Source organism: Klebsiella terrigena (genome assembly GCF_012029655.1).
GTDB classification, from domain to species: Bacteria; Pseudomonadota; Gammaproteobacteria; order Enterobacterales; family Enterobacteriaceae; genus Klebsiella; species Klebsiella terrigena.
Map to the genome: position 1 here is coordinate 1,418,192 of NZ_CP050508.1, position 24,163 is coordinate 1,442,354.

The following is a 24,163-nucleotide window of genomic DNA, read 5'->3' on the forward strand; positions in this document are numbered from 1 at the left end:
AAACCCCCGGTGCTGGCGAAGATAGCGGCTGTTTTTCGCGCTAGCTTCCGGGGTTGTACCACGCATGTTTTATCGGCTTATCTTGGTTCTGCTTTTCGGTCTGTTCCCCGCCTCGCTGGCGTGGGCGGCGCCGGTGCAGCAGACGTTCAGCGACTGGCTGGTGACCTGTAATAATCAAAACTTTTGCGTAACCCGCAACGTCGGGCTGCACTATGGTCTGGTGATGACCCTCAGCCGCAGCGCCGGCGCGGCAACCGATGCCAGCCTGCGCATTGAGCTGGGCGGGGTCGGCAACCCGGTCGCGGCGCTGGCGCCGATCGGTCCTCGTCTGCTGTTGGACGGTAAACCTCTGGCGCTGGTGGATAAGCGCTGGCAGGTTGCCGATAAGCTGCTCAAAACCGGCGATAGCGCCACCATCGACGCTTTTCTCCAGCAGGTGCAGGAAGGGCAGGCGATAAGCCTGGTGGATGGCCTGCAGACCATTTCGCTGCAGGGCCTGAAGGCGGCGCTGCTGTTTATCGACAGCCGCCAGAAGCGGGTCGGCAGCGAAACGGCGTGGATTGGCAAAGGCGAAGAGCCGCCGCTCAGCGTCCCGCCGGCGCCGGCGCTGCGCACGGTGGCGAAAGTCGACGTATCGCAATCGCCGCTGAGCCGCGATGAGCTGAATGACCTGATGGACTATGGCAACGAGCGCATGAGCAACAGCGCCTGCTCGCTGGATCCCTCCCTGCGGGAAGTGCGGATTACCGCGCTGACAGATGAGAAGGTATTGCTGATGTTCAGCTGCGAAGCGGGGGCCTACAACACCGTATGGCTGGCGTGGCTGGTTTCGCGCCAGCAGCCGTACGTCGCGCATCCGCTGCGCCTGACCCTGCCTTTCCAGCCGCCCGGCGGCGCAGGACGTGAAATTGAGCTGATGAATGCCAGCATCGACGAGCAGCGCCACGAGCTGGTCACCCTTGAGAAGGGGCGCGCCCCGGGGGATTGCGGCACCCAGACCCGCTGGCGGTATGACGGCCAGCGGTTTAGCCTGGTGCGCTTTGCTCAGCAGCCGCAGTGCGATAACTGGCAGAGGCCAGATGCCTGGCCTACGCTGTGGATCACCCGTTAAGCAGCCCTTCGGCGGTGCTGACGATATTTTCGACGGTAAAGCCAAAGAACGGGAACAGCTTTTCCGCCGTCGCCGATTCACCGTAGCTTCTCATGCCGACAATGGCCCCCTTCAGGCCGACGTATTTATACCAGTAGTCGGCAATCCCGGCCTCAACGGCAATGCGGGCGCTGACGTCAGACGGCAGCACGGATTCCCGGTATGCCTCATCCTGGGCATCAAACACGTCGGTTGACGGCAGCGATACCACCCGCACATTGACCCCTTTCGCCAGCAGCTTCTCCGCCGCCAGGGCGGTGATCTCTACCTCCGAGCCGGTGGCTATCAGGATCAGATCCGGCTTGCCTCCGGCATCTTTCAGCACGTAGCCGCCGCGCGCAATATCGTCCACCTGCTGCGGCGTGCGCGCCATCTGCGCCAGGTTCTGGCGCGACAGGATCAGCGCGGTCGGGCCGGTCTGCCGCTCGATGGCCGCCCGCCAGGCGACCGCGGTTTCTACCTGATCGCAGGGGCGCCAGGTGCTGAAGTTGGGCGTCAGCCGCAGGCTGGCCAGCTGCTCAACCGCCTGGTGGGTGGGGCCATCTTCCCCCAGACCAATGGAGTCATGGGTGTAAACCATGATTTGCCTGGCCTTCATCAGCGCGGCCATACGCGCGGCGTTGCGGGCGTACTCCACGAACATCAGGAAGGTTGAGGTGTAGGGAATGAATCCGCCGTGCAGGGCAATGCCGTTGGCGATGGCGGTCATGCCAAACTCGCGGACGCCGTAGTGGATATAGTTGCCGGCAGGATCGTCCTTAATAGAGGTCGAGCCCGACCAGATGGTCAGGTTGCTGGGCGCCAGATCCGCCGAGCCGCCGAGCAGTTCCGGCAGCGCGGGCCCGTAGGCGTTAAGCGCATTCTGCGAAGCTTTGCGGCTGGCAATTTTTTCCGGGCTGGCCTGCAGCTTCGCGATATAGCCGCGGACGATCTCGCTCCAGCTTTCAGGCAGATCGCCGTTCATCCGCCGCGTAAGTTCGTCCGCCAGCTCAGGGTATGCCTGACGATAGGCGGCGAATTGCTCGTTCCACGCGTGTTCGGCTTTTTCACCGCGCGGCCGGGCATCCCACTTTTGATAAATCTCTTTTGGGATCTCGAACGGCGGATATTTCCAGCCCAGTTTCTCGCGGGCTAAGGCGACCTCTTTTTCCCCGAGCGCCGCGCCGTGCGCCTCTTCGGAGCCGGCTTTATTGGGAGAGCCGAAGCCGATGACGGTGCGGCAGATAATCAGCGACGGCTTATCTTTGACGCTTTGCGCCTCGCGAATTGCCTGCTCAATCGCCTGCGGGTCGTGGCCGTCGATATCGCCGATCACGTGCCAGCGATAGGCCCTGAAGCGTTCGGCGGTATCGTCGGTGAACCAGCCCTCAACGTGACCGTCGATAGAGATGCCGTTATGGTCATAGAAGCCGATAAGCTTACCCAGCCCCAGGGTGCCCGCCAGCGAGCTGGCCTCGTGCGAAACCCCCTCCATCAGGCAGCCGTCGCCCATGAAAACCCAGGTGTGGTGATCGACTATCTCATGTCCCGGGCGGTTGAACTGCGCCGCCAGCGTCCGTTCCGCAATCGCCATCCCGACCGCGTTCGCCAGCCCCTGACCGAGCGGGCCGGTGGTGGTCTCTACGCCTGGGGTGTAGCCGTGCTCCGGGTGGCCGGGGGTTTTAGAGTGCAGCTGGCGGAAGTTTTTGAGCTCTTCCATCGGCAGGTCGTAGCCGGTCAGATGCAGCAGGCTGTAGAGCAGCATCGAGGCGTGGCCGTTGGACAGCACAAAGCGGTCGCGATCGTACCAGTGCGGGTTCTCCGGGTTGTGCTGGAGGAAATCATTCCACAGGACTTCGGCGATATCCGCCATGCCCATCGGGGCGCCGGGATGGCCGGAATTGGCTTTCTGAACTGCGTCCATGCTAAGGGCGCGAATCGCGTTGGCAAGTTCTCTTCGGGACATAATGTACTCCTGAAACAATATGTTGCATGAGTTTTTTGTGATGAATGGTAGCGGAAGTTTTAGGGTGAATAACTAAAAAGCATAGCAGACAGGGCTATCATTGCCTGCGAAACTAGGTTACAAAAATGTTATAAATCGATAACAAATATACCTTTGTGATGGCGAGAGTTTGGCGGTGTTCAAAGTTTGGAAAGCCGTCAGGCGAGATACTATGCCCCACCTTGGGTGGACATCAGGATAGACATTGCCCGTCACCCCCTACGATCGATACGTGAAAGGAACAATAAAATGGATGAGCAGTTGAAACAAAGCGCCCTCGACTTCCATGAATTTCCAGTCCCTGGAAAAATTCAGGTCGTGCCGACCAAACCCCTCGCGACGCAGCGCGACCTCGCGCTGGCCTACTCGCCGGGCGTAGCAGCGCCTTGCCTGGAGATCGAAAAAGACCCGCTGGCCGCCTATAAATACACCGCGCGCGGCAACCTGGTTGCGGTCGTCTCCAACGGTACCGCGGTGCTCGGTCTCGGCAATATCGGCGCGCTCGCCGGTAAGCCGGTGATGGAAGGTAAGGGCGTTTTATTTAAGAAGTTCGCCGGCATTGACGTGTTTGATATTGAAGTTGATGAGCTGGACCCGGATAAATTTATCAACGTGGTGGCCGCGCTGGAGCCAACCTTTGGCGGCATCAACCTGGAAGATATCAAGGCGCCCGAGTGTTTCTACATCGAGCAGAAGCTGCGCGAGCGCATGAATATCCCGGTATTCCATGACGATCAGCACGGCACGGCCATTATCAGCACCGCCGCCATTCTTAACGGCCTGCGGGTGGTTGAGAAAAACCTCTCCGACGTGCGGATGGTGGTTTCCGGAGCGGGTGCCGCGGCTATCGCCTGTATGAACCTGCTGGTGGTGCTGGGCATGCAGAAACACAACATTGTGGTCTGCGACTCCAAGGGCGTGATTTATAAAGAGCGTGAGCCAAACATGGCGGAGACCAAAGCGGCCTACGCGGTGGACGACGACGGTAAACGCACCCTCGACGACGTGATCGACGGGGCGGATATTTTCCTCGGCTGCTCCGGCCCGAAAGTGCTGACGCCGGAGATGGTGAAAAAAATGGCCCGCGCGCCGCTGATCCTCGCGCTGGCTAACCCGGAACCGGAAATCCTGCCGCCGCTGGCGAAGCAGGTCCGCGAAGACGCGATTATCTGTACCGGCCGCTCTGACTATCCGAACCAGGTTAACAACGTGCTGTGCTTCCCGTTCATCTTCCGCGGGGCGCTGGACGTTGGCGCCACGGCGATTAACGAAGAGATGAAGCTGGCGGCAGTGCACGCGATTGCTGAACTGGCGCACGCCGAGCAGAGCGAAGTGGTGGCCTCCGCCTACGGCGATCAGGATCTGAGCTTCGGGCCGGAATACATTATTCCGAAACCGTTCGATCCGCGGCTGATCGTGAAGATCGCGCCGGCGGTGGCGAAGGCGGCGATGGACTCCGGCGTGGCGACGCGCCCGATTGAAGACTTTGATGCCTACATCGAGAAACTCAGCGAGTTCGTTTACAAAACCAACCTGTTTATGAAGCCGATTTTCTCCCAGGCGCGCAAAGAGCCGAAGCGCGTGGTGCTGGCAGAAGGGGAGGAGACGCGGGTCCTGCACGCGACTCAGGAGCTGGTCTCTCTGGGGCTGGCGAAGCCGATTCTGGTGGGGCGCCCGAGCGTTATCGAAATGCGCATTCAGAAGCTGGGCCTGCAGATTAAAGCCGGGGTTGATTTTGAGATCGTCAACAATGAATCCGATCCGCGCTTTAAAGAGTACTGGAGCGAATACTACCAGCTGATGAAACGCAGCGGCATTACCCAGGAGCAGGCGCAGCGGGCGGTTATCAGCAATACCACGGTGATTGGCGCGATCATGGTCCATCGCGGCGAGGCGGATGCGATGATCTGCGGCACCATCGGTGATTACCATGAGCACTACGCCGTGGTTCAGCCGCTGTTTGGCTATCGTGACGGCGTGAGCACGGCGGGGGCGATGAACGCGCTGCTGCTGCCGAGCGGTAACACCTTCATTGCCGATACCTACGTCAACCATGACCCGACGCCGGAGCAGCTGGCCGAAATCGCCCTGATGGCGGCGGAGAGCGTGCGCCGCTTCGGTATCGAGCCGCGCGTTGCGCTGCTGTCGCACTCTAACTTCGGCTCCGCCAACTGCCCGTCAGCGAGCAAAATGCGCAAGACCCTGGAGCTGGTGAAGGCGAGCGCGCCGGATCTGATGATCGACGGCGAAATGCACGGCGACGCCGCGCTGGTCGAAAGTATTCGTCACGATCGGATGCCGGACAGCCCGCTGAAAGGGGCGGCCAACATTCTGGTGATGCCGAATATGGAAGCCGCGCGCATTAGCTACAACCTGCTGCGGGTCTCGAGCTCGGAAGGGGTGACCGTTGGGCCGGTGCTGATGGGGGTGGCAAAACCGGTGCATATTCTGACGCCGATTGCCTCCGTTCGCCGCATTGTCAATATGGTGGCGCTGGCGGTAGTGGAAGCGCAAACTCAGCCGCTGTAATGAACGCAGCCCCGGATGACCGGGGCTGGGTTTAAATCCACTCTTTGACTTTGATAAAGTCGCTCAGGGCAGCCTCAGGGCTGCCTTCCTGCGGCTGGTAGTCATACTCCCAACGCACCAGCGGCGGCATCGACATCAGAATCGACTCCGTGCGTCCGCCGGTCTGCAGGCCAAACAGCGTCCCGCGATCCCATACCAGGTTGAACTCAACGTAGCGCCCGCGGCGGTAAAGCTGAAACTGACGCTCCCGCTCGCCGTACGGCATCGCTTTGCGCCGCTCAACGATCGGCAGATAAGCATCGGTGTAGCCGTTGCCCACCGCCTGCATAAAGCTGAAGCAGTGGTCAAAGTCCGGGGTATTTAAATCGTCAAAGAACAGGCCACCAATGCCGCGCTGCTCGTTGCGGTGCCTGAGGAAGAAGTAGTCATCGCACCACTTTTTGTAGCGCGGATAGACCGCTTCGCCAAACGGCTGGCACAGGTCGTGCGCGGTGCGGTGCCAGTGGCGAGCGTCCTCTTCAAAACCGTAGTAGGGGGTTAGATCGAAACCGCCGCCAAACCACCACACCGGCTCCGCGCCGGGCTTTTCGGCGATGAAAAAGCGCACGTTGGCGTGGCTGGTCGGCACGTAGGGACTGCGCGGGTGAACCACCAGCGAAACGCCCAGCGCTTCAAAGCTACGGCCGGCCAGCTCCGGGCGATGAGCCGTGGCCGAAGCCGGCATGGCGTCGCCGTGAACGTGAGAAAAGTTGACCCCGGCCTGCTCAAAGATAGTGCCTTCACGCAGCACCCGGCTTCGCCCGCCGCCTCCGCCTTCGCGCTGCCAGCTATCTTCGATAAACGGCTGACCGTCGAGGGCGCTTAGCTGCTGGCAGATAGCGTCCTGCAGCTGGAGGAGATAGCGTTTAACCTGTTGCACGTCGGGCTTCATTTACGTCTCTTTGAGTGGGCTTTTTGATTATCGAACCAGTGGAAGTAGCTGATGATGCCGGAGGCAATGGCGCTGGCGATTTTCTGCCGAAACGCGGTGGTACCTAACAGCTTTTCCTCGCCCGGATTGGTAATAAATGAGGTTTCAACCAGCACCGATGGAATCGACGGCGACTTCAGCACGACGAAGGCCGCCTGTTCGGTGTTGCGGCTGTGCAGCTTATGCACCGGCTTAATATTTTTCAGAATATGCGAGCCCAGCGTCAGGCTGTTTTTGATGGTGTCCGTCTGGACCAGATCGAACAGCACCTGCTGTAACAGATGGTCTTTCGCGGTGGTTTTTTTGCCCGCCACCTCATCGGCGCGGTTTTCGCGATCGGAGAGGTATTTCGCCATCGCGCTACTGGCGCCGCGGTTGGAGAGGGCAAACACGGACGCCCCGGCGGCGCTGGGGTTAGTAAAGCCGTCGGCGTGAATAGACATAAACAGATCCGCACCGTGCTGATGGGCAATTTCCACGCGGTCGTACAGCGGAATAAAGGTATCGCCGGTGCGCGTCAGGCGCGCGTCGATGCCGTTACTGCGCAGAATGCTGCGCACGGTTTTGGCAATCGCCAGCACGACGTGTTTCTCTTTGGAGCCGTTATGGCCGATAGCGCCGGTATCAATACCGCCGTGTCCCGGGTCGAGCATCACGACGCGCTTCGCGCCCGCTTTTTTGGCGGCCGGCTTACTGTGCCCATTGGAAGTCGTCAACGGCTGTTCTTTTGCGCTGGCCTGCGAGGCAATCCCGCTAAGGGTTACGGCAGCCAGCCCGGCTTTCAGCACCTGGCGGCGCGAAGCAAGTATTTTTAATGGTTTAAAAGTGCTCATTCGGCCTGAATTACAAACAAGTGGTACCCAATGTTATATCGTATCGTGTTTTCCGTTACGACCTTTCGTAATAAGAATTGTTTTACTTTTCATTTCAATACGTGACAAGGTCATATTATGTCATTTTTTGAGGTTAATTTCGCCTGATATTGGCTATCGGGCATAATCACGCCATAATCACTTTTTTTATGCCTAAAAGATGGGGAATACCATGGAGATACGCGTTTTTCGCCAGCAGGATTTTGAAGAGGTGATAACTCTCTGGGAGCGCTGCGAGCTTCTGCGCCCGTGGAATGACCCGGAAATGGATATCGAGCGTAAGGTTAATCACGATGTCAGCCTGTTTCTGGTTGCCGAGGTTAACGGTGAGGTCGTTGGCACGGTGATGGGCGGCTACGACGGTCATCGCGGTTCGGCCTACTATCTCGGCGTTCATCCGGAGTATCGCGGACGCGGAATCGCCAACGCGCTGCTTAACCGGCTGGAAAAAAAGCTCACCGCCCGCGGCTGCCCAAAAATTAATATCATGATCCGCGAAGATAACGAGGTCGTGCAGGGCATGTATGAACGGCTTGGCTACGAATATGCGGACGTGCTCAGCCTGGGTAAGCGTTTGATTGAAGATGAAGAATACTGAGTTCATCCCCGCTGATTTTGATGCGCACGGCCGGCTAAGGCTGCCGTTCCTCTTCTGGTGCGTCCTGCTGCTGCAGGCGCGAACCTGGGTGCTGTTTATTATGGCCGGGGCGTCGCGGCAGCAGGGCGATGTTCTGCTGAATCTGTTCTACCCCGATCATGACAACTTCTGGCTTGGGCTGCTGCCCGGAATACCGGCGGTGCTGGCGTTTATCGTCAGCGGCCAGCGGCAGCGCTTTCCCCGCTTCTGGCCGCTGATACGCTGGCTGCTGGTGCTCTCTCAGACGCTGCTGCTTATCTGGCAGCCGCTGCTGTGGCTGGGCGGCGAGTCGCCTTCAGCCCTGACCATCGGCCTGCTGGTGGCGGATATTTATGCGCTGTGGTGGCTGCTGAGCAGCCGTCGGCTGAGAGCCTGTTTCCAGGAAGAGCAGGTTTAACGGCACTTTTTGCCGATCTCGCACTCCAACAGGCGTCAAATTAACAGGAAAGGACGATCTCATGAAATCGCTACGTTTACTTCTTTGCGCGCTCCCGCTGGCGTTAACCGGCTGCTCGACGATGAGCGCGGTCAACTGGTCCGGGGCGCTGCCGTGGAACTGGTTTGGTTCCTCCATGGAGGTCACCGAGCAGGGGGTGGGTAATCTGACGGCCGCCACGCCGCTAAATGAACAGGCCATCAGCGACGCGCTCGGCGGCGGCTACCGCCTGCGCAGCGGCATGAAAACCGCCAACGGCAATATCGTACGCTACTTTGAGGCGCTGAAGGACGACAAGGTGGTGATGACGATTAACGGCGAGAACGGCACCATCAGCCGCATCGACGTGCGCGACAGCGAAATCAAAACCGAGAGCGGCGTGCAGGTAGGGACTCCGTTCAGCGAGCTGTACAGCAAAGCGTTCGGCAACTGTCAGAAGGCCAGCAGCGACAACGGCGCGGTGGTCGAGTGTCAGGCGCAGGGCAGCCAGCATATCAGCTACGCCTTCACCGGCCACTGGAGCGGCCCGGAAGAGCTGATGCCTTCAGACGATACGCTGAAAAACTGGAAAATCGGTAAAATCACCTGGCGCCGCTAATTTGATCTGGAGAGACACGACGGCGGCAAAAAACGCGTACAATAGACGCGTTTAAGCGCCACAGCGTTGTGGTTGTCTCATTTCAGGAGGAGCGATGTCTCAGGTTCAGAGCGGCATTTTGCCGGAACATTGCCGTGCGGCGATTTGGATTGAAGCCAATGTAAAAGGGGACGTTAACGCCCTGCGTGAAGCCAGCAAAAACTTTATCGATAAGTTAGCCACCTTTCAGGCTAAATACCCGGACGCGCAGCTGGGGGCGGCCATTGCCTTTGGCAATAACGTCTGGCGCGAGCTGAGCGGCGGCGTGGGTGCCGAAGAGCTAAAAGAGTTTCCCGTTTACGGAAAAGGCCTGGCGCCATCGACTCAGTACGATCTGCTGATTCATATCCTGTCCGCTCGTCATGAAGTGAACTTCTCCGTCGCCCAGGCGGCGATGGCAGCGTTTGGCGGCATCGTTGAGGTCAAAGAGGAAGTCCACGGCTTCCGCTGGATCGAAGAGCGTGACCTCAGCGGCTTTGTCGACGGTACCGAAAACCCGGCCGGCGAAGAGACGCGCCGTGATGTCGCCATTATCAAAGATGGCGTCGATGCGGGCGGGAGCTACGTCTTTGTTCAGCGCTGGGAGCACAACCTCAAGCAGCTAAACCGCATGAGCGTTCCGGATCAGGAGATGATGATTGGCCGGACCAAAGAGGCCAATGAAGAGATTGACGGCGACGATCGCCCGGAGACCTCGCATCTTAGCCGCGTTGACCTGAAAGAGGACGGCAAAGGGCTGAAGATTGTGCGCCAGAGCCTGCCGTACGGTACCGCCAGCGGCACGCACGGCCTCTATTTCTGCGCCTACTGCGCCCGTATCTACAACATTGAACAGCAGCTGCTGAGCATGTTTGGTGATACCGACGGCAAGCGCGACGCCATGCTGCGCTTTACCAAACCGGTAACCGGCGGCTATTACTTCGCGCCGTCCGTAGATCGTATTCTGGCGCTGTAGGTCTTTCTGCGCCATCGCCCTCTCCCCGGCGGGGAGGGCTGCTATCCGCACTCGCCCCTCTCTAACTCTGCCGCCGGCCGCGATTTTCAAACCCCTTATTCTCTTTTCTACTTCCAAATCGCCAAACGGTATATAAAACCGTTACTCCTTTGGTACTCGTTATAAATATTATGACCATATGAAAGTCATCAATCTTATAAGGGTGCGCAATGGCCGTTAAATCACTGAACAAAGGATACCTGGCGCTGGCTGCTTCTGTGCTGCTGGTTGCGCAGGCTCAGGCGACTGAATTGCTGAACAGTTCCTACGATGTTTCGCGCGAGCTGTTTGCCGCCCTTAACCCGCCGTTTGAACAGCAGTGGGCGAAAGATAACGCCGGCGATAAGCTGACGATTAAGCAGTCCCACGCCGGCTCGTCAAAGCAGGCGCTGGCGATCCTGCAGGGCTTAAAAGCCGACGTGGTGACCTATAACCAGGTGACCGACGTGCAGGTCCTGCATGACAAAGGCAACCTGATCCCGGCCGACTGGCAGAGCCGCCTGCCGAACAACAGCTCGCCGTTCTACTCCACGATGGGCTTCCTGGTGCGCAAAGGGAATCCGAAAAATATCCATGACTGGAACGATCTCGTCCGTTCCGACGTGAAGCTTATCTTCCCGAACCCGAAAACATCGGGCAACGCGCGCTACACCTATTTAGCCGCATGGGGCGCAGCGGATAAAGCCGACGGCGGCGATAAAGCCAAAACCGAGCAGTTCATGACCCAGTTCCTGAAAAATGTCGAAGTGTTTGATACCGGCGGCCGCGGCGCGACCACCACCTTCGCGGAGCGCGGACTGGGCGATGTGCTGATTAGCTTCGAATCGGAAGTGAACAACATCCGCAAGCAGTATGAAGCGCAGGGGTTTGAGGTGGTGGTACCGAAAACCAACGTTCTTGCCGAATTCCCGGTGGCGTGGGTGGATAAAAACGTCAAGGCCAACGGTACGGAGAAGGCGGCAAAAGCCTACCTGAACTGGCTCTACAGCCCGCAGGCGCAGACGATCATCACCGACTACTACTACCGCGTGAATAACCCGCAGGTGATGGAAACGCTGAAGGATAAATTCCCGCAGACCGAACTGTTCCGCGTTGAGGACAAGTTTGGCTCCTGGCCGCAGGTCATGAAAACGCATTTTGCCAGCGGCGGTGAGCTGGACAAACTATTGGCGGCGGGGCGTAAGTAATGTTTGCTGTTGCCTCTAAGCGCGTGCTGCCGGGCTTTACCCTGAGCCTCGGCACCAGCCTGCTGTTTGTCTGTTTAATTCTGCTGCTTCCTCTGAGCGCGCTGGTGATGCAGCTGGCGCAGATGAGCTGGGGACAGTACTGGGATGTTGTTACCAACCCGCAGGTGGTTGCCGCGTATAAGGTGACGCTGCTGTCGGCCTTTGTGGCCTCTATTTTTAACGGCGTGTTTGGCCTGCTGATGGCGTGGATCCTGACGCGCTACCGTTTTCCTGGCCGCACGCTGCTCGATGCGCTGATCGATCTGCCCTTTGCGCTGCCGACGGCGGTAGCGGGCCTGACCCTGGCGTCGCTGTTTTCGGTCAACGGCTTTTACGGCGAGTGGCTGGCGAAGTTTGATATCAAGGTCACCTATACCTGGCTGGGTATTGCGGTGGCGATGGCTTTTACCAGCATCCCGTTCGTGGTGCGTACCGTTCAGCCGGTGCTGGAAGAGCTGGGCCCTGAATACGAAGAGGCCGCGGAAACGCTGGGCGCCACGCGTCTGCAGAGCTTCCGTAAAGTCGTGCTTCCTGAGCTCTCTCCGGCGCTGCTGGCCGGCGTTGCCCTGTCATTTACCCGCAGCCTGGGTGAGTTCGGGGCGGTTATCTTTATCGCCGGAAATATCGCGTGGAAGACGGAAGTCACCTCGCTGATGATTTTTGTGCGTCTGCAGGAGTTTGACTACCCGGCGGCGAGCGCAATCGCCTCGGTGATCCTGGCCGCCTCGCTGCTGCTGCTGTATTCCATCAACACCCTGCAAAGTCGCTTTGGTCGACGTGTGGTAGGTCACTAATGGCGGAAGTTACTCAATTGAAGCGTTACGACACGCCCCGCATCAACTGGGGGAAATGGTTTCTGATTGGTACCGGGATGCTGGTTTCCGCCTTCATTCTTATCGTGCCGATGGTTTACATCTTCGTTCAGGCCTTTAGTAAAGGCCTGATGCCGGTCCTGCAAAACCTCGCCGACCCGGATATGCTGCACGCGATCTGGCTGACGGTGATGATTGCGCTGATTACGGTCCCGGTGAACCTGGTATTCGGTACGCTGCTGGCCTGGCTGGTGACGCGCTTTACCTTCCCCGGCCGCCAGCTTCTGCTGACGCTGCTGGATATCCCTTTTGCCGTTTCGCCGGTAGTGGCGGGGCTGGTCTATCTGCTGTTTTACGGCTCTAACGGCCCGCTTGGCGGCTGGCTGGATGAGCATAACCTGCAAATTATGTTTGCCTGGCCGGGCATGGTGCTGGCAACGATCTTCGTGACCTGTCCGTTTGTGGTGCGCGAGCTGGTGCCGGTGATGATGAGCCAGGGCAGCAACGAAGATGAGGCGGCGATTCTGCTCGGCGCATCGGGCTGGCAGATGTTCCGTCGGGTCACGCTGCCCAATATTCGCTGGGCGCTGCTGTACGGCGTGGTGCTGACCAACGCGCGCGCCATCGGCGAGTTCGGCGCGGTGTCGGTGGTCTCCGGGTCAATTCGCGGCGAGACGTTATCGCTGCCGCTGCAAATTGAGCTGCTGGAGCAGGATTACAATTCCGTGGGTTCATTTACCGCCGCAGCCCTGCTGACGTTAATGGCTATTTTGACCCTGTTTTTGAAAAGTTTTGTGCAATGGCGTTTGGCCAATCAGGAAAAACGCGCGCAGCTGGAGGGAAATCATGAGCATTGAGATTGCCAATATTAAGAAATCTTTTGGTCGCACCCAGGTGCTGAATGATATCTCGCTGGATATCCCTTCCGGACAGATGGTGGCGCTGCTGGGGCCGTCAGGCTCCGGGAAAACGACGCTGCTGCGCATCATTGCCGGCCTGGAGAATCAGTCCAGCGGCCATATTCGCTTTCACGGCACCGACGTGAGCCGCGTGCACGCCCGCGATCGTAAAGTGGGCTTTGTGTTCCAGCACTACGCGCTGTTCCGCCATATGACGGTATTCGACAATATCGCCTTTGGCCTGACGGTGCTGCCGCGCCGCGAACGGCCGAACGCCGCCGGGATCAAGGCCAAGGTGACGAAGCTGCTGGAAATGGTGCAGCTGGCGCATCTTGCCGATCGCTATCCGGCGCAGCTCTCCGGCGGTCAGAAACAGCGCGTGGCCCTTGCGCGCGCGCTGGCCGTTGAGCCACAGATTCTGCTGCTTGATGAGCCCTTCGGCGCGCTGGATGCCCAGGTGCGTAAAGAGCTCCGCCGCTGGCTGCGTCAGCTGCATGAGGAGCTCAAGTTTACCAGCGTGTTTGTGACCCACGATCAGGAAGAGGCGATGGAAGTCGCCGATCGCGTGGTGGTCATGAGCCAGGGCAGCATTGAGCAGGCCGACGCCCCGGAACGGGTCTGGCGCGAGCCTTCTACCCGCTTCGTGCTGGAGTTTATGGGCGAAGTTAACCGCCTGAAGGGGACCATCCGCGGCGGCCAGTTCCACGTTGGCGCACACCGCTGGCCGTTGGGCTATACCCCAGCGTATCAGGGGCCGGTCGATCTGTTCCTGCGTCCGTGGGAGGTCGATATCAGCCGCCGTACCAGCCTTGATTCACCGCTGCCGGTACAGGTGCTGGAAGCCAGCCCGAAAGGCCACTACACCCAATTAGTCGTGCAGCCGCTCGGGTGGTATGACGAGCCGCTGACAGTGGTCCTGCCCGGCAACGACGCGCCGTATCGCGGCGAACGCCTGTTTGTCGGCTTGCAAAACGCGCGCCTGTATAACGGCAAAGAGCGCATCGAGCCGCGCGAGGAGCTTGCTCTGGCAGAATCTGCCTGATAGCTTAACCCTCAGTTTATCGTCGTTCAGGCGACGGCAGGGATGAGGTAGCCCGGATGCAACGCCATCCGGGGACGTTTGCAGGCCGGGTAAACTCAGACCCCGGCCTTTTTATTGGGTAAAAACCGTGAATACATTAGAACAAACCATCGGCAATACTCCTCTGGTTAAGTTGCAGCGCCTGGGGCCGGACAACGGCAGCGAAATCTGGGTCAAACTGGAAGGCAATAACCCGGCGGGTTCCGTTAAGGACCGCGCCGCGCTTTCGATGATCGTTGAGGCGGAAAAACGTGGCGAAATCGCCCCCGGCGACGTGCTGATTGAAGCAACCAGCGGCAATACCGGCATCGCGCTGGCGATGATTGCGGCGCTGAAAGGCTATCAGATGAAGCTGCTGATGCCCGATAATATGAGCCAGGAGCGCCGTGCCGCCATGCGGGCATACGGCGCCGAGCTGATTTTGGTCACCAAAGAGCAGGGAATGGAAGGCGCGCGCGACCTCGCCGCCGAGATGGCGCAGCGTGGCGAAGGTACGCTGCTGGATCAGTTCAATAATCCCGATAATCCCTACGCGCACTACACCACCACCGGGCCGGAAATTTGGCAGCAGACCGATGGGCGCATCAGCCATTTTGTCTCCAGCATGGGGACGACCGGTACGATTACCGGCGTTTCACGCTTCCTGCGCGAACAGCATAAGCCGGTGAGCATTGTCGGCCTGCAGCCGGAGGAGGGGAGCAGCATCCCGGGCATCCGCCGCTGGCCGGCAGAGTATATGCCGGGCATTTTTAACGCCTCGCTGGTGGACGTGGTGATGGATATTCATCAGCAGGATGCGGAAAACACCATGCGCATGCTGGCTACCCGGGAAGGTATTTTTTGCGGCGTAAGCTCCGGCGGTGCGGTAGCCGGCGCGCTGCGTATTGCCCGGGAAAATCCCGGGGCGGTAGTGGTGGCGATCGTCTGCGATCGCGGCGATCGCTATCTCTCTACCGGCGTGTTTGGCGAAGAGCACTTTGCCCAGGGCGCGGGTATTTAAACCGGCGGCTGGTCCAGCAGATCGGTGCCGTAGGAGTTATCAACGCTGCAGAGCCAGCGATCGTTCTGCAGCTGAAAAACGTAGGTCGCGCGGCGCGTGACCTGCGTTGAACCGCCCTCCGCGGTGGGGATATCCAGCCGCGTTTCCATTATCACCAGCGCATTTCCCGCGCCTTCAATAATCTCCATTTTTCCCTGGGTGACGACCAGCCGATGCTGAAAATAGTCGGCAATCGCGACGAAAGCCTTGCGGATATTCTCTTTGCCCCTGACCACCATGCCCGGCTTAACGACCAGTACTGCGTCTTCCGCGTAGTAGGCCATTAAGGTGGCGTAGTCTTCCTGCGAGATAGCCCGGTCGCAGGCTTCGATGGCCGCTTTTAGCTGCGGGTTTGACATGATATTGACTCCGGTTTGTGTGGGAAGAGCGCGTGATGGAGATCCCCGGCCAGCCGGTCAATCTCATCAGAAGTGAGGGCGGCGAGCGAGAGCCGCAATCCATACGACGGCGCGCGAATGCCAAAGGGCTCGCCTTCGCGCACCAGCCAACCGGCGCGGGCCAGGCGCAGCGCAAGCGGCTGGCTCGGCGCCGACAGCGGAAGCCAAAAGTTCAGGCCATCGCCGGGGCCGGGGTTATCGATACCGCGGCGGGTAAGGGCGCTGGCCAGCCTTTCATTACGCTGGCGGTAGGCGCGGCGGGTTTGCGCCAGGGAGGCGGTAAAGACGCTATCATTCAGACAGGCCAGCGCCAAATCCTGCAGCAGATGGCTGACCCACTGGCTACCGGAGTTGAGGCGCAGCCTCAGCGCCGCTGAGGTGGTGGGATCGCTGGCGACAACCGCCAGCCGCAAGTCGGGTCCCAGGGCCTTTGACATCGAGCGGATCAGCGCCCAGCGCCGGGTCTCCTCGGGCAGAGGAGAGTGCCACGGCGTGGATGAGAGCAGCGCAAAATGGTCGTCGAGAATGACCAGCACCTGCGGGTAGCGGGCCAGGATTTCGCGGATCGCCGCGGCCCGCGCCTCGCTCAGGCTGCAGCCGGTGGGATTGTGCGCGCGCGGGGTGATAATTACCGCCCGGGCGCCCTGGCGTAACGCCTCCTCCAGCGCGGCAGGCTGCATGCCTTCGCTATCGACCGGCACCGGACAGGCGTTAAAACCGGCATAGCGCAGCATGTTGATGCTGCTGAGAAAGCAGGGGTCTTCCACCACCACCCGATCGCCGGGCAGCAGCAGCGCGCACAGGAGCCGCTCCAGGGCGTCAATCGCGCCGCTGGTGAGATTGATTTCGCTCTCAGCGCTCACGTCTTTTTGCACCCAGTCGTGCGCCCAGCGGGCCAGCTTCGGGTCGACGGCGGCGCTGCCGTACAGGCGCGGAGCCGGGCTGAGGCCCGGGAGGTAGCGGGTGAGGTCGGGAAGACGCCGTGGGTCGGGGTTGCCGCCGGAAATATCGTTCAGCGCAGAGCCCTGGGCGCTGCCTTCGAGCACCATTGGCGCGCCGGGGGCTCTGATTGCCGTACCGTTGCGCCCCTGGCTTACGGCCAGGCCGGAGGTCACGAGGCGCTTATAGGCCGCGGCGACGGTATTGCGGTTAACGGCGAGTCTGGTAGCCAGCTCGCGAACCGGAGGCAGCATGTCGCCGGGTTGTAACGTTCCGCTCTGCACCAGATGACGGATGTTATCGAAGATATCATTGGCGGTTTTTCCGGCGAACATTATTGACCTATGACAAAATGAATTTTAGCATAAGACGAATAATAATCAGGGTATAACCCGCTGTCCAGCGGGAGGAGACGGGATGGGCCAGCAAGACGAAATACAATCGGTGCTCTTCAATGACAAAAGCCCGGCGCTGCAGGTCGATATCGTTGCCGTGCAGTCGCAGGTCGTTTACGGCAGCGTGGGCAACAGCATCGCGGTGCCGGCAATCGAACAGCACGGCCTGCGGGTCATGGCGGTACCGACGGTGCTGTTCAGCAATACGCCGCACTACGATACCTACTACGGCGGGGTGATCCCTGAAGAGTGGTTTGTGGGCTATCTGCGCGCGCTGGAAGAGCGCGATGCGCTACGCGAGCTGCGGGCGGTTACCGCGGGCTATATGGGGAGCGCGGTGCAGATTGAGCGTCTGGCGCAGTGGCTGATGCGGATCCGCGATAGCCACCCTGAGCTGTGTATTCTGGTCGATCCGGTGATCGGCGACGTTGACAGCGGCATTTACGTTAAGGCCGAAATCCCGGAGGCCTATCGTCGCCACCTGCTGCCGCTGGCCCAGGGGATCACGCCTAACCTCTTTGAGCTGGAAACGCTCAGCGGTATGTCCTGCCGCAGCCAGCAGGAGGCGGTGAGCGCCGCGCGTAGCCTGCTGTCCGAAACGCTGAAATGGGTGGTTATCACCAGCGCGCCGGGCCTCGATAGCGCCACCATGAATGTGCTGGTAGTGACGGCAGAGTCGGTGGAGGTGGTTATCCATCCGCGGGTAGAAACGGATCTGAAGGGAACGGGCGACCTTTTCTGCGCTGAGCTGATCAGCGGTTTAGTGAGCGGACAGGCGTTAGGTGACGCGACGCGCGCAGCGGCGCAGCGGGTGCTGGCGGTGATGACCTGGACCGCAGAGCACGGTAGCGATGAGCTGATCCTGCCAGCGTTGAGAAGAGGGTAACGGCCGGATTCGGCGATGCGGAGATAAAAAAAATGGCGCCAGAAGGCGCCATTTTTCTGCGGCAAGAATTACTTCTTGATGCGAATAACCGGAGTTTCACCCACGGTCACGCTACCGGACAGTTTGATCAGCTCTTTGATCTCGTCCATGTTGGAGATAACAACCGGAGTCAGGGTAGACTTGGCTTTCTCTTCCAGCAGCGGCAGGTCAAATTCGATAACCGGGTCACCGATTTTCACGCGCTGGCCTTCTTCAGCAATACGCTTGAAGCCTTCGCCTTTCAGCTCAACGGTATCAATACCGAAGTGAACGAACAGCTCGATGCCGCTATCGGATTCGATAGAGAACGCATGGTTGGTTTCAAAGATTTTACCGATGGTGCCGTCTACCGGCGCAACCATTTTGTTGCCGGTAGGCTTGATGGCGATGCCATCACCCACAATTTTTTCTGCAAAAACCACATCCGGCACGTCTTCGATGTTAACGATCTCGCCAGAGAGCGGAGCAATAATCTCAATAGTTCCGGTGTCTTTTTTGTCATCAGAAACCAGAGATTTCAATTTATCGAACAAACCCATGATCTTCTCCTAAGCAGTAATTTGGGCCGCGCATCTTATGGATTAGCAGATTGTTTTTTCTTCAATGAACTTGTTAACCAGCGTCATTAACTCGTCCGTTGTCGGTTGAGCAAGAGCCTGCTCTGCTAATACTTTCGCATCTTCGAAGTTCGTGTTACGAATAATCTTCTTGATGCGCGGGATGGAAATGGCGCTCATAGAGAATTCGTCCAGCCCCATACCCAGCAACAGAAGTGTAGCACGTTCATCGCCCGCAAGCTCACCACACATGCCGGTCCATTTGCCTTCAGCGTGAGAAGCATCAATAACTTGCTTAATCAGCGTCAGGACGGATGGTGACATTGGCTGGTAAAGATGTGAAATCATATCATTACCACGGTCAACTGCCAGAGTATACTGCGTTAAATCATTGGTTCCGATACTAAAGAAATCAACTTCCTTCGCTAAGTGACGGGCAATCGTGGCGGCGGCCGGTGTTTCAACCATCACGCCAACTTCGATTGTTTCGTCAAATGCTTTACCTTCGTCACGCAGTTCCTGCTTATAGATTTCAATCTCTTTCTTCAGCGCACGCACTTCTTCAACAGAGATGATCATCGGGAACATGATGCGCAGCTTACCGAAAGCAGAAGCACGCAGGATGGCGCGAACCTGGTCACGCAGGATCTCTTTACGATCCATTGCGATACGCACGGCACGCCAGCCGAGGAACGGGTTCTCTTCTTTCGGGAAGTTCATGTACGGCAGCTCTTTATCGCCACCGATATCCATGGTGCGCACGATAACGGCCTGAGAGCCGCACGCTTCAGCTACCGCTTTGTAGGCGGCGAACTGTTCTTCTTCAGTCGGCAGCGCGTCGCGGTCCATGAACAGGAATTCGGTACGGTACAGGCCTACGCCTTCCGCGCCGTTACGTTCAGCACCGTCGATATCGCGAACGGTACCGATGTTGGCGCACACTTCAACCTGATGGCCGTCGAGCGTGATGGCCGGCAGATCTTTCAGCTTCGCCAGCTCGGCTTTCTCTTCAGCGACCTGAGCCTGCAGATCGCGCAGCTCTTCAATTTGTTCGTTGCTTGGGTTAACCAGCACTTGGTTGTTGACCGCGTCAAGAACCAGATAGTCGCCGTTTTTCACCTGCGTGGTTACGCTACCGGTGCCGACAATTGCCGGCAGCTCAAGGGAGCGCGCCATGATGGAGGTGTGGGAAGTACGGCCGCCCGCGTCGGTGATAAAGCCCAGCACCTTGTTCAGGTTCAGCTGTGCAGTTTCTGACGGGGTAAGATCGGCGGCAACCAGAATGACTTCATCCTGAATCGCGCTCAGATCGATGATAGCCAGGCCGAGGATGTTACGCAGCAGGCGCTTACCAATATCGCGTACGTCAGCCGCACGCTCTTTCAGGTATTCATCATCCAGCTCTTCCAGAGCGATAGCCTGACCTTCGATAATTTCATTAGCTGCCGCGTCGGCAGTCATGTGCTTATCTTTAATCAGGGCTATGATTTCCTGCTCAAGCTCCTCATCTTCCAGCAGCATGATGTGCCCTTCGAAGATGGCTTCTTTTTCTTCACCGAAAGTTTCACCAGCTTTGGTTTTGATGACCTCCAGCTGGGCGGAGGCCTTGGTGCGGCCACTCAGGAAACGTTCAATTTCCTGCTCAACCTTATCGGCAGAAATTTTCTTCCGGTCGATGACAATTTCGTCTTCTTTCAGCAGGAGAGCCTTACCGAAAGCGATACCCGGGGATGCTAAAATGCCTGAAATCATAACCCTACCTTACTTGTGACTGATATTAAAAAGAACCCGTGAACTTATTCGAGTTCAGCCATCAGTTTTACCAGATGCTCAACTGCTTTCTGCTCATCTTCGCCTTCAGCGGAGATGGTGACTACGGTACCCTGAGTCAGACCCAGAGTTTGCAGTTTGAACAGGCTTTTGGCGCTGGCGCTTTTGCCGTTGGAGGTAACAGTGATCTCAGAAGTAAAGCCTTTAGCTTCTTTAACAAACTGAGCAGCAGGGCGGGTGTGCAGACCGTTCGGAGCGGTAATGGTAACTTCTTGCTGGAACATTATATTTCCCCAACTTATAGGTTTAGTGTTGTGGACCTAAAGTCTAGCCTAACGGCCAGGCTTTAGCCTGTATTGTTAGCGCCGGCGTTACGTGTCTGGCTAAGGTGTCGGCAGCGGTGAATCGCTGTGAGGACCATCTGGCCGTTGACGTCTGGCACGTCATTAAACATTATGCCGCGAAAGGAAGACTTGAACCAAATCATAAAATCGATTCAGCTTATGGAAATCCAATTCTGAATAATTTCGCGCATCAAAATAAATGTGCTGGTTAAATACCAGACCCTACGCGGTGAATCAATGCCAGGAGGGGTAAAACTTTGACGTATGCCACAAAAAAGCACCTAAAAAGGTGCTTTTTTACACGATACTTACAAGCTGGCATCACTGTTGCAGTTCTTTCTCGGTGAAGAGATCGGCAAACAGGGCTGTGCTTAAATAACGCTCACCAGAAGAAGGTAGGATAACCACTATATTCTTATTGGTAAAGGCCTCATCTTCCTGCAGCTTAAGCGCGGCGGCGACGGCGGCGCCGGAGGAGATACCGGCAAGGATACCCTCTTCATCCATCAGGCGACGGGCGGTTGAGATAGCCTCTTCGTTGGTGATGGCCACGACTTTATCGACCAGCTTCAGATCGAGGTTGCCTGGAATAAAGCCGGCGCCGATCCCCTGAATTTTGTGCGGGCCTGGCTTGAGCTCCTGGCCTGCCAGCGCCTGAGCGATCACCGGTGAATCGGTCGGCTCAACGGCAACGGTAATCAGATCTTTTTTGCCCTTGGTGCCTTTAATGTAGCGACTTACGCCGGTCAGCGTACCGCCGGTGCCGACGCCGGAGATAAAGACGTCAACCTGACCATCGGTATCTTCCCAGATTTCCGGGCCAGTGGTCTTTTCATGGATTTCCGGGTTTGCCGGGTTGCTGAACTGCTGCAGCAGCAGATATTTTTCCGGGTTGCTGGCAACGATTTCTTCGGCTTTTTGAATCGCCCCTTTCATGCCTTTCGCGCCTTCGGTCAGTACCAGGTTGGCACCCAGCGCTTTCAGCAGCTTACGGCGTTCGATGCTCATAGTTTCCGGCATGGTCAGCGTCAGCTTGTAGCCGCGGGCTGCGGCGACGTAGGCGAGGGCGATACCGGTGTTGCCGCTGGTCGGTTCTACCAGCTCAACGCCTGCTTTCAATACTCCGCGTTTTTCAGCATCCCAAATCATATTGGCACCGATACGGCATTTAACGCTAAAGCTCGGGTTGCGAGATTCAACCTTTGCCAGGATGCGTCCGTTACCGATTCGGTTCAGTCGGACTAGCGGCGTATGACCGATAGTCAGGGAGTTATCTTCAAAAATCTTACTCATGGCCCGTCCTTAACTGTATGAAATTTGGGAGTACGGCTTCAGCATACCCGCTTAAAGAATATGCGGAAGTAAGGATTTAGCATATCTATATTCGTAAGGGAAATAATGGCAAGCCAGAAGGAATAAGGCGCGGCATAAGCCGTCGCCCGGTAACGCTGAAAGTGAGGGGCCGCGAAGTCGCGATTTTTGGCCCATCCATAGGCCAGGCTCATCCGTCAGGGCCTATTTCCACATCGCATGTTTATCGCGATAGCAGTCGACCCACATCGCCGTTGCGCCGCAAATGGCCACCGGCAGGATAACGAGGTTGAGGACCGGGATCATGGTGAACAGGCTGGTCAGCGCGCCAAACTGCATGTTGGTGACTTTGCGCGTACGCAGCGCCTCACGCATGGTCTTAAACGGTACCTTGTGGTTATCAAACGGGTAGTCGCAGTACTGAATGGCCAGCATCCACGCGCTGAACAGGAACCACAGCACCGGCGCCACGGTCTGGCCGATGCCTGGAATGAAGTACAGGATCAGCAGAATGATGGCGCGCGGCAGATACCAGGAAAACTTTTGCCACTCACGCTTCATGATGCGCGGAACGTCTTTCATGATGCCGAATACGCCGACGTCGGGTGGCGTGGCGCCGGTTAGGCGCGCCTCCAGCTGCTCCGCCAGCAGGCCGCTAAACGGGGCGGCAATCCAGTTGGCAATGGTGGAGAAAAAGTAGCCGAAGACCAGCAGAATCGAGATGACCATGACCGGCCACAGCAGATAGTTGAGCCAGTTCAGCCATTCCGGCACGTGGCTCATCAGCGAGGGGATCCAGCTATCAAGGCGCGTGAACAGCCACCAGAAGGCGCCACCCATCAGAATAATATTGACTAATAAAGGCAGAAATACGAAACGACGAATTCCCGGCAGCCCGATCAGTTTCCAGCCCTGCGAAAAATAGTAAACGCCGCTACGCGGGGAAGTGGTGGATGTTGAAACCATGGTCAGGCGATGCTCCTTTTTTGGCATTCAGGCTGAATGCCCGCTTATTTTATCGGGTTGTCAGACAATAACCAGTTAGGAAATGTTCGAAAAAGCAGCAAAAAGCACGATTTAGTTCATCTTTATGTAGTGAAAGCGGTAGACCCACTTGCACTCGGCGTAATCGACAAATACTCTTAGTAAGTAAATGTTTGCCGTGGTGGCAAGGTGTTAGAACAACAGAGAATATAATGATGCAGGATTTGCGTCTGATATTAATCATTGTTGGCGCGATCGCCATAATCGCTTTACTGGTACACGGTTTCTGGACCAGCCGTAAAGAACGTTCCTCGATGTTTCGCGATCGCCCACTAAAACGTATGAAGTCTCGCGATGACGAAGAGTCTGAAAGCGATGGCTTCGATGACGATGTTGAAGGCGTAGGTGAAGTTCGCGTTCATCGGGTTAATCACGCCCCAAATGGTCACAATGGGGAGCAAGAGGCACCTCGTCAGACGCCGCAACACCAGTATCAGCCGCCTTACGAACGTCAGGTGCAGCCGCCCGTGCGTGCGGAAGAACCCGTTCGCCAGCCGCAGCCTGCCCATCACCAGCCGCAGGCCCCGCAGCCGCAAACCAGCGCGCCCCAGCATCAGCCGGTAGCGCCGCAGCCCGTGCCGCAGCAGCCAGTGCCGCATCAGCCCGTAGCGCAGGCGCCTCAGCAGCCGGTAGCGCAGAGCGCACCGCAGCCTGCTCCGGTCCAGCCAGCCGCCGCCGCACCGGCTCAGCCAGCGCCTGCACCGGCGATTGCGGAACCCGCGCCGGCAGCCCCTCAGCCAAAAGAGCGTAAAGAGACGGTCATCGTGATGAACGTGTCTGCGCACCAGGGCTCGCAGATCAACGGCGAAGTGTTGATCAACAGCATCCAGCAGGCGGGCTTCAAATTTGGCGATATGAATATCTTCCATCGTCATCTCAGCCCGGACGGCAGCGGCCAGGTCCTGTTCAGCCTCGCGAATATGGTGAAGCCTGGTACCTTCAACCCGGACAGCATGGCGGATATGACGACGCCTGGGGTCACTATCTTTATGCAGGTGCCGTCCTTCGGCGACGAGCTGCAAAACTTTAAGCTGATGCTGCAGTCTGCACAGTACATCGCTGACGAAGTCGGTGGCGTGGTGTTGGACGATCAGCGTCGGATGATGACTCCGCAGAAAATGCGTGAATATCAAGACCGTATTCGTGAAGTGAAAGAGGCTAACGCCTGATTCACCGACCTGCGTTTCGTCTCCCAATCCTGAACCCCCGCCCGT

The 24,163-nt window shown here is 57.9% G+C and carries 23 protein-coding genes; 13 read left to right on the forward strand and 10 right to left on the reverse strand.

What is annotated here, in order from left to right; all coding sequences use genetic code 11:
* Window positions 1-64 precede the first annotated feature (64 nt).
* Entirely contained in the window at window positions 65-1,111 is a 1,047-nt protein-coding gene (locus HCK03_RS06740; protein WP_134527238.1) for a DUF1176 domain-containing protein, read from the forward strand.
* Here HCK03_RS06740 and tkt read toward each other — a convergent pair.
* The gene (tkt, locus tag HCK03_RS06745) at window positions 1,101-3,095 is read right to left on the reverse strand and encodes a transketolase (protein ID WP_167691304.1); all 1,995 of its coding nucleotides are present in this window, start codon (window positions 3,093-3,095) and stop codon (window positions 1,101-1,103) included. The genes HCK03_RS06740 and tkt overlap by 11 nt on opposite strands.
* Window positions 3,096-3,383: 288 nt before the next feature.
* Between tkt and maeB the strand changes: the two genes are divergently transcribed.
* Window positions 3,384-5,663 (forward strand): NADP-dependent oxaloacetate-decarboxylating malate dehydrogenase, encoded by a 2,280-nt coding sequence (maeB, locus tag HCK03_RS06750; RefSeq protein WP_041146665.1) that lies wholly within the window; start codon window positions 3,384-3,386, stop codon window positions 5,661-5,663.
* Between the two features lie 31 nt (window positions 5,664-5,694).
* Here maeB and hemF read toward each other — a convergent pair whose 3' ends face one another.
* On the reverse strand, window positions 5,695-6,594 hold the full coding sequence (hemF, locus tag HCK03_RS06755) for an oxygen-dependent coproporphyrinogen oxidase (protein ID WP_167691305.1): 900 nt from the start codon (window positions 6,592-6,594) through the stop codon (window positions 5,695-5,697).
* Entirely contained in the window at window positions 6,591-7,466 is an 876-nt protein-coding gene (gene amiA / locus HCK03_RS06760) for an N-acetylmuramoyl-L-alanine amidase AmiA (protein WP_041146663.1), read from the reverse strand. Before amiA ends, hemF begins: the two co-directional genes overlap by 4 nt.
* A 211-nt stretch (window positions 7,467-7,677) precedes the next feature.
* Between amiA and HCK03_RS06765 the strand changes: the two genes are divergently transcribed.
* The 9 genes from HCK03_RS06765 to cysM all read left to right on the forward strand — a co-directional run bounded on the left by HCK03_RS06765 (window position 7,678) and on the right by cysM (window position 15,227).
* Complete coding sequence (locus tag HCK03_RS06765; protein WP_041146662.1) at window positions 7,678-8,103, forward strand: GNAT family acetyltransferase; 426 nt, start codon at window positions 7,678-7,680, stop codon at window positions 8,101-8,103.
* Entirely contained in the window at window positions 8,090-8,539 is a 450-nt protein-coding gene (locus HCK03_RS06770) for a DUF2919 domain-containing protein (RefSeq protein ID WP_123551808.1), read from the forward strand. Before HCK03_RS06765 ends, HCK03_RS06770 begins: the two co-directional genes overlap by 14 nt.
* A gap of 61 nt (window positions 8,540-8,600) precedes the next feature.
* Window positions 8,601-9,176, forward strand: coding sequence for an RpoE-regulated lipoprotein (locus HCK03_RS06775; protein ID WP_041146660.1), 576 nt, complete (start codon window positions 8,601-8,603; stop codon window positions 9,174-9,176).
* Between the two features lie 94 nt (window positions 9,177-9,270).
* Window positions 9,271-10,170 carry a Dyp-type peroxidase gene (locus HCK03_RS06780; protein WP_041146659.1) on the forward strand — a complete coding sequence of 300 codons (900 nt, stop codon included), beginning with the start codon at window positions 9,271-9,273 and terminating at the stop codon, window positions 10,168-10,170.
* A gap of 209 nt (window positions 10,171-10,379) precedes the next feature.
* Entirely contained in the window at window positions 10,380-11,396 is a 1,017-nt protein-coding gene (locus HCK03_RS06785) for a sulfate ABC transporter substrate-binding protein (protein ID WP_041146658.1), read from the forward strand.
* Window positions 11,396-12,229, forward strand: coding sequence for a sulfate/thiosulfate ABC transporter permease CysT (gene cysT, locus HCK03_RS06790; protein ID WP_041146657.1), 834 nt, complete (start codon window positions 11,396-11,398; stop codon window positions 12,227-12,229). The genes HCK03_RS06785 and cysT overlap by 1 nt, the downstream gene beginning before the upstream one ends.
* Window positions 12,229-13,104: a sulfate/thiosulfate ABC transporter permease CysW gene (gene cysW / locus HCK03_RS06795; protein ID WP_041146656.1), complete on the forward strand. Its 876-nt coding sequence runs from the start codon at window positions 12,229-12,231 to the stop codon at window positions 13,102-13,104. The genes cysT and cysW overlap by 1 nt, the downstream gene beginning before the upstream one ends.
* Window positions 13,094-14,188 carry a sulfate/thiosulfate ABC transporter ATP-binding protein CysA gene (gene cysA / locus HCK03_RS06800; RefSeq protein ID WP_076947705.1) on the forward strand — a complete coding sequence of 365 codons (1,095 nt, stop codon included), beginning with the start codon at window positions 13,094-13,096 and terminating at the stop codon, window positions 14,186-14,188. Before cysW ends, cysA begins: the two co-directional genes overlap by 11 nt.
* A gap of 127 nt (window positions 14,189-14,315) precedes the next feature.
* Window positions 14,316-15,227 carry a cysteine synthase CysM gene (gene cysM / locus HCK03_RS06805; RefSeq protein WP_115192144.1) on the forward strand — a complete coding sequence of 304 codons (912 nt, stop codon included), beginning with the start codon at window positions 14,316-14,318 and terminating at the stop codon, window positions 15,225-15,227.
* Here the strand turns inward: cysM and HCK03_RS06810 are convergent.
* Together HCK03_RS06810 and ptsJ are read right to left on the reverse strand one after the other, a co-directional pair.
* Entirely contained in the window at window positions 15,224-15,625 is a 402-nt protein-coding gene (locus tag HCK03_RS06810; protein ID WP_123710298.1) for a YybH family protein, read from the reverse strand. The genes cysM and HCK03_RS06810 overlap by 4 nt on opposite strands.
* A complete protein-coding gene (gene ptsJ, locus HCK03_RS06815; protein WP_041146652.1) occupies window positions 15,607-16,938 on the reverse strand; it encodes a MocR-like B6 salvage transcription factor PtsJ in 1,332 nt (443 codons plus the stop codon). Before ptsJ ends, HCK03_RS06810 begins: the two co-directional genes overlap by 19 nt.
* 82 nt (window positions 16,939-17,020) lie before the next feature.
* Between ptsJ and pdxK the strand changes: the two genes are divergently transcribed.
* A complete protein-coding gene (pdxK, locus tag HCK03_RS06820; protein WP_167691306.1) occupies window positions 17,021-17,884 on the forward strand; it encodes a pyridoxine/pyridoxal/pyridoxamine kinase in 864 nt (287 codons plus the stop codon).
* A 68-nt stretch (window positions 17,885-17,952) separates the two neighbouring features.
* On the opposite strand, the gene crr is transcribed toward pdxK, so the two are convergent.
* The 5 genes from crr to cysZ all read right to left on the reverse strand — a co-directional run bounded on the left by crr (window position 17,953) and on the right by cysZ (window position 22,871).
* Window positions 17,953-18,462 (reverse strand): PTS glucose transporter subunit IIA, encoded by a 510-nt coding sequence (crr, locus tag HCK03_RS06825; protein ID WP_041146650.1) that lies wholly within the window; start codon window positions 18,460-18,462, stop codon window positions 17,953-17,955.
* A gap of 42 nt (window positions 18,463-18,504) precedes the next feature.
* Window positions 18,505-20,232 carry a phosphoenolpyruvate-protein phosphotransferase PtsI gene (ptsI, locus tag HCK03_RS06830; protein WP_041146649.1) on the reverse strand — a complete coding sequence of 576 codons (1,728 nt, stop codon included), beginning with the start codon at window positions 20,230-20,232 and terminating at the stop codon, window positions 18,505-18,507.
* A gap of 44 nt (window positions 20,233-20,276) precedes the next feature.
* Window positions 20,277-20,534, reverse strand: a complete 258-nt coding sequence (gene ptsH / locus HCK03_RS06835) for a phosphocarrier protein Hpr (protein WP_000487600.1) — start codon at window positions 20,532-20,534, stop codon at window positions 20,277-20,279.
* Window positions 20,535-20,915: 381 nt separating this feature from the next.
* Entirely contained in the window at window positions 20,916-21,887 is a 972-nt protein-coding gene (gene cysK / locus HCK03_RS06840) for a cysteine synthase A (protein ID WP_041146648.1), read from the reverse strand.
* 222 nt (window positions 21,888-22,109) lie between these two features.
* The gene (gene cysZ / locus HCK03_RS06845; protein WP_115192147.1) at window positions 22,110-22,871 is read right to left on the reverse strand and encodes a sulfate transporter CysZ; all 762 of its coding nucleotides are present in this window, start codon (window positions 22,869-22,871) and stop codon (window positions 22,110-22,112) included.
* A gap of 230 nt (window positions 22,872-23,101) precedes the next feature.
* On the opposite strand from cysZ, the gene zipA reads away from it, so the two are divergent.
* Window positions 23,102-24,118, forward strand: coding sequence for a cell division protein ZipA (gene zipA / locus HCK03_RS06850; RefSeq protein WP_167691307.1), 1,017 nt, complete (start codon window positions 23,102-23,104; stop codon window positions 24,116-24,118).
* Window positions 24,119-24,163 lie beyond the last annotated feature (45 nt).

Coding starts and splice junctions, on each gene's coding strand:
- HCK03_RS06740 (WP_134527238.1), top strand. CDS start 65: ATGTTTTATCGGCTTATCTTGGTTCTGCTTTTCGGTCTGTTCCCCGCC.
- tkt (WP_167691304.1), bottom strand. CDS start 3,095: ATGTCCCGAAGAGAACTTGCCAACGCGATTCGCGCCCTTAGCATGGAC.
- maeB (WP_041146665.1), top strand. CDS start 3,384: ATGGATGAGCAGTTGAAACAAAGCGCCCTCGACTTCCATGAATTTCCA.
- hemF (WP_167691305.1), bottom strand. CDS start 6,594: ATGAAGCCCGACGTGCAACAGGTTAAACGCTATCTCCTCCAGCTGCAG.
- amiA (WP_041146663.1), bottom strand. CDS start 7,466: ATGAGCACTTTTAAACCATTAAAAATACTTGCTTCGCGCCGCCAGGTG.
- HCK03_RS06765 (WP_041146662.1), top strand. CDS start 7,678: ATGGAGATACGCGTTTTTCGCCAGCAGGATTTTGAAGAGGTGATAACT.
- HCK03_RS06770 (WP_123551808.1), top strand. CDS start 8,090: ATGAAGAATACTGAGTTCATCCCCGCTGATTTTGATGCGCACGGCCGG.
- HCK03_RS06775 (WP_041146660.1), top strand. CDS start 8,601: ATGAAATCGCTACGTTTACTTCTTTGCGCGCTCCCGCTGGCGTTAACC.
- HCK03_RS06780 (WP_041146659.1), top strand. CDS start 9,271: ATGTCTCAGGTTCAGAGCGGCATTTTGCCGGAACATTGCCGTGCGGCG.
- HCK03_RS06785 (WP_041146658.1), top strand. CDS start 10,380: ATGGCCGTTAAATCACTGAACAAAGGATACCTGGCGCTGGCTGCTTCT.
- cysT (WP_041146657.1), top strand. CDS start 11,396: ATGTTTGCTGTTGCCTCTAAGCGCGTGCTGCCGGGCTTTACCCTGAGC.
- cysW (WP_041146656.1), top strand. CDS start 12,229: ATGGCGGAAGTTACTCAATTGAAGCGTTACGACACGCCCCGCATCAAC.
- cysA (WP_076947705.1), top strand. CDS start 13,094: ATGAGCATTGAGATTGCCAATATTAAGAAATCTTTTGGTCGCACCCAG.
- HCK03_RS06810 (WP_123710298.1), bottom strand. CDS start 15,625: ATGTCAAACCCGCAGCTAAAAGCGGCCATCGAAGCCTGCGACCGGGCT.
- ptsJ (WP_041146652.1), bottom strand. CDS start 16,938: ATGTTCGCCGGAAAAACCGCCAATGATATCTTCGATAACATCCGTCAT.
- pdxK (WP_167691306.1), top strand. CDS start 17,021: ATGGGCCAGCAAGACGAAATACAATCGGTGCTCTTCAATGACAAAAGC.
- crr (WP_041146650.1), bottom strand. CDS start 18,462: ATGGGTTTGTTCGATAAATTGAAATCTCTGGTTTCTGATGACAAAAAA.
- ptsI (WP_041146649.1), bottom strand. CDS start 20,232: ATGATTTCAGGCATTTTAGCATCCCCGGGTATCGCTTTCGGTAAGGCT.
- ptsH (WP_000487600.1), bottom strand. CDS start 20,534: ATGTTCCAGCAAGAAGTTACCATTACCGCTCCGAACGGTCTGCACACC.
- cysK (WP_041146648.1), bottom strand. CDS start 21,887: ATGAGTAAGATTTTTGAAGATAACTCCCTGACTATCGGTCATACGCCG.
- cysZ (WP_115192147.1), bottom strand. CDS start 22,871: ATGGTTTCAACATCCACCACTTCCCCGCGTAGCGGCGTTTACTATTTT.
- zipA (WP_167691307.1), top strand. CDS start 23,102: ATGATGCAGGATTTGCGTCTGATATTAATCATTGTTGGCGCGATCGCC.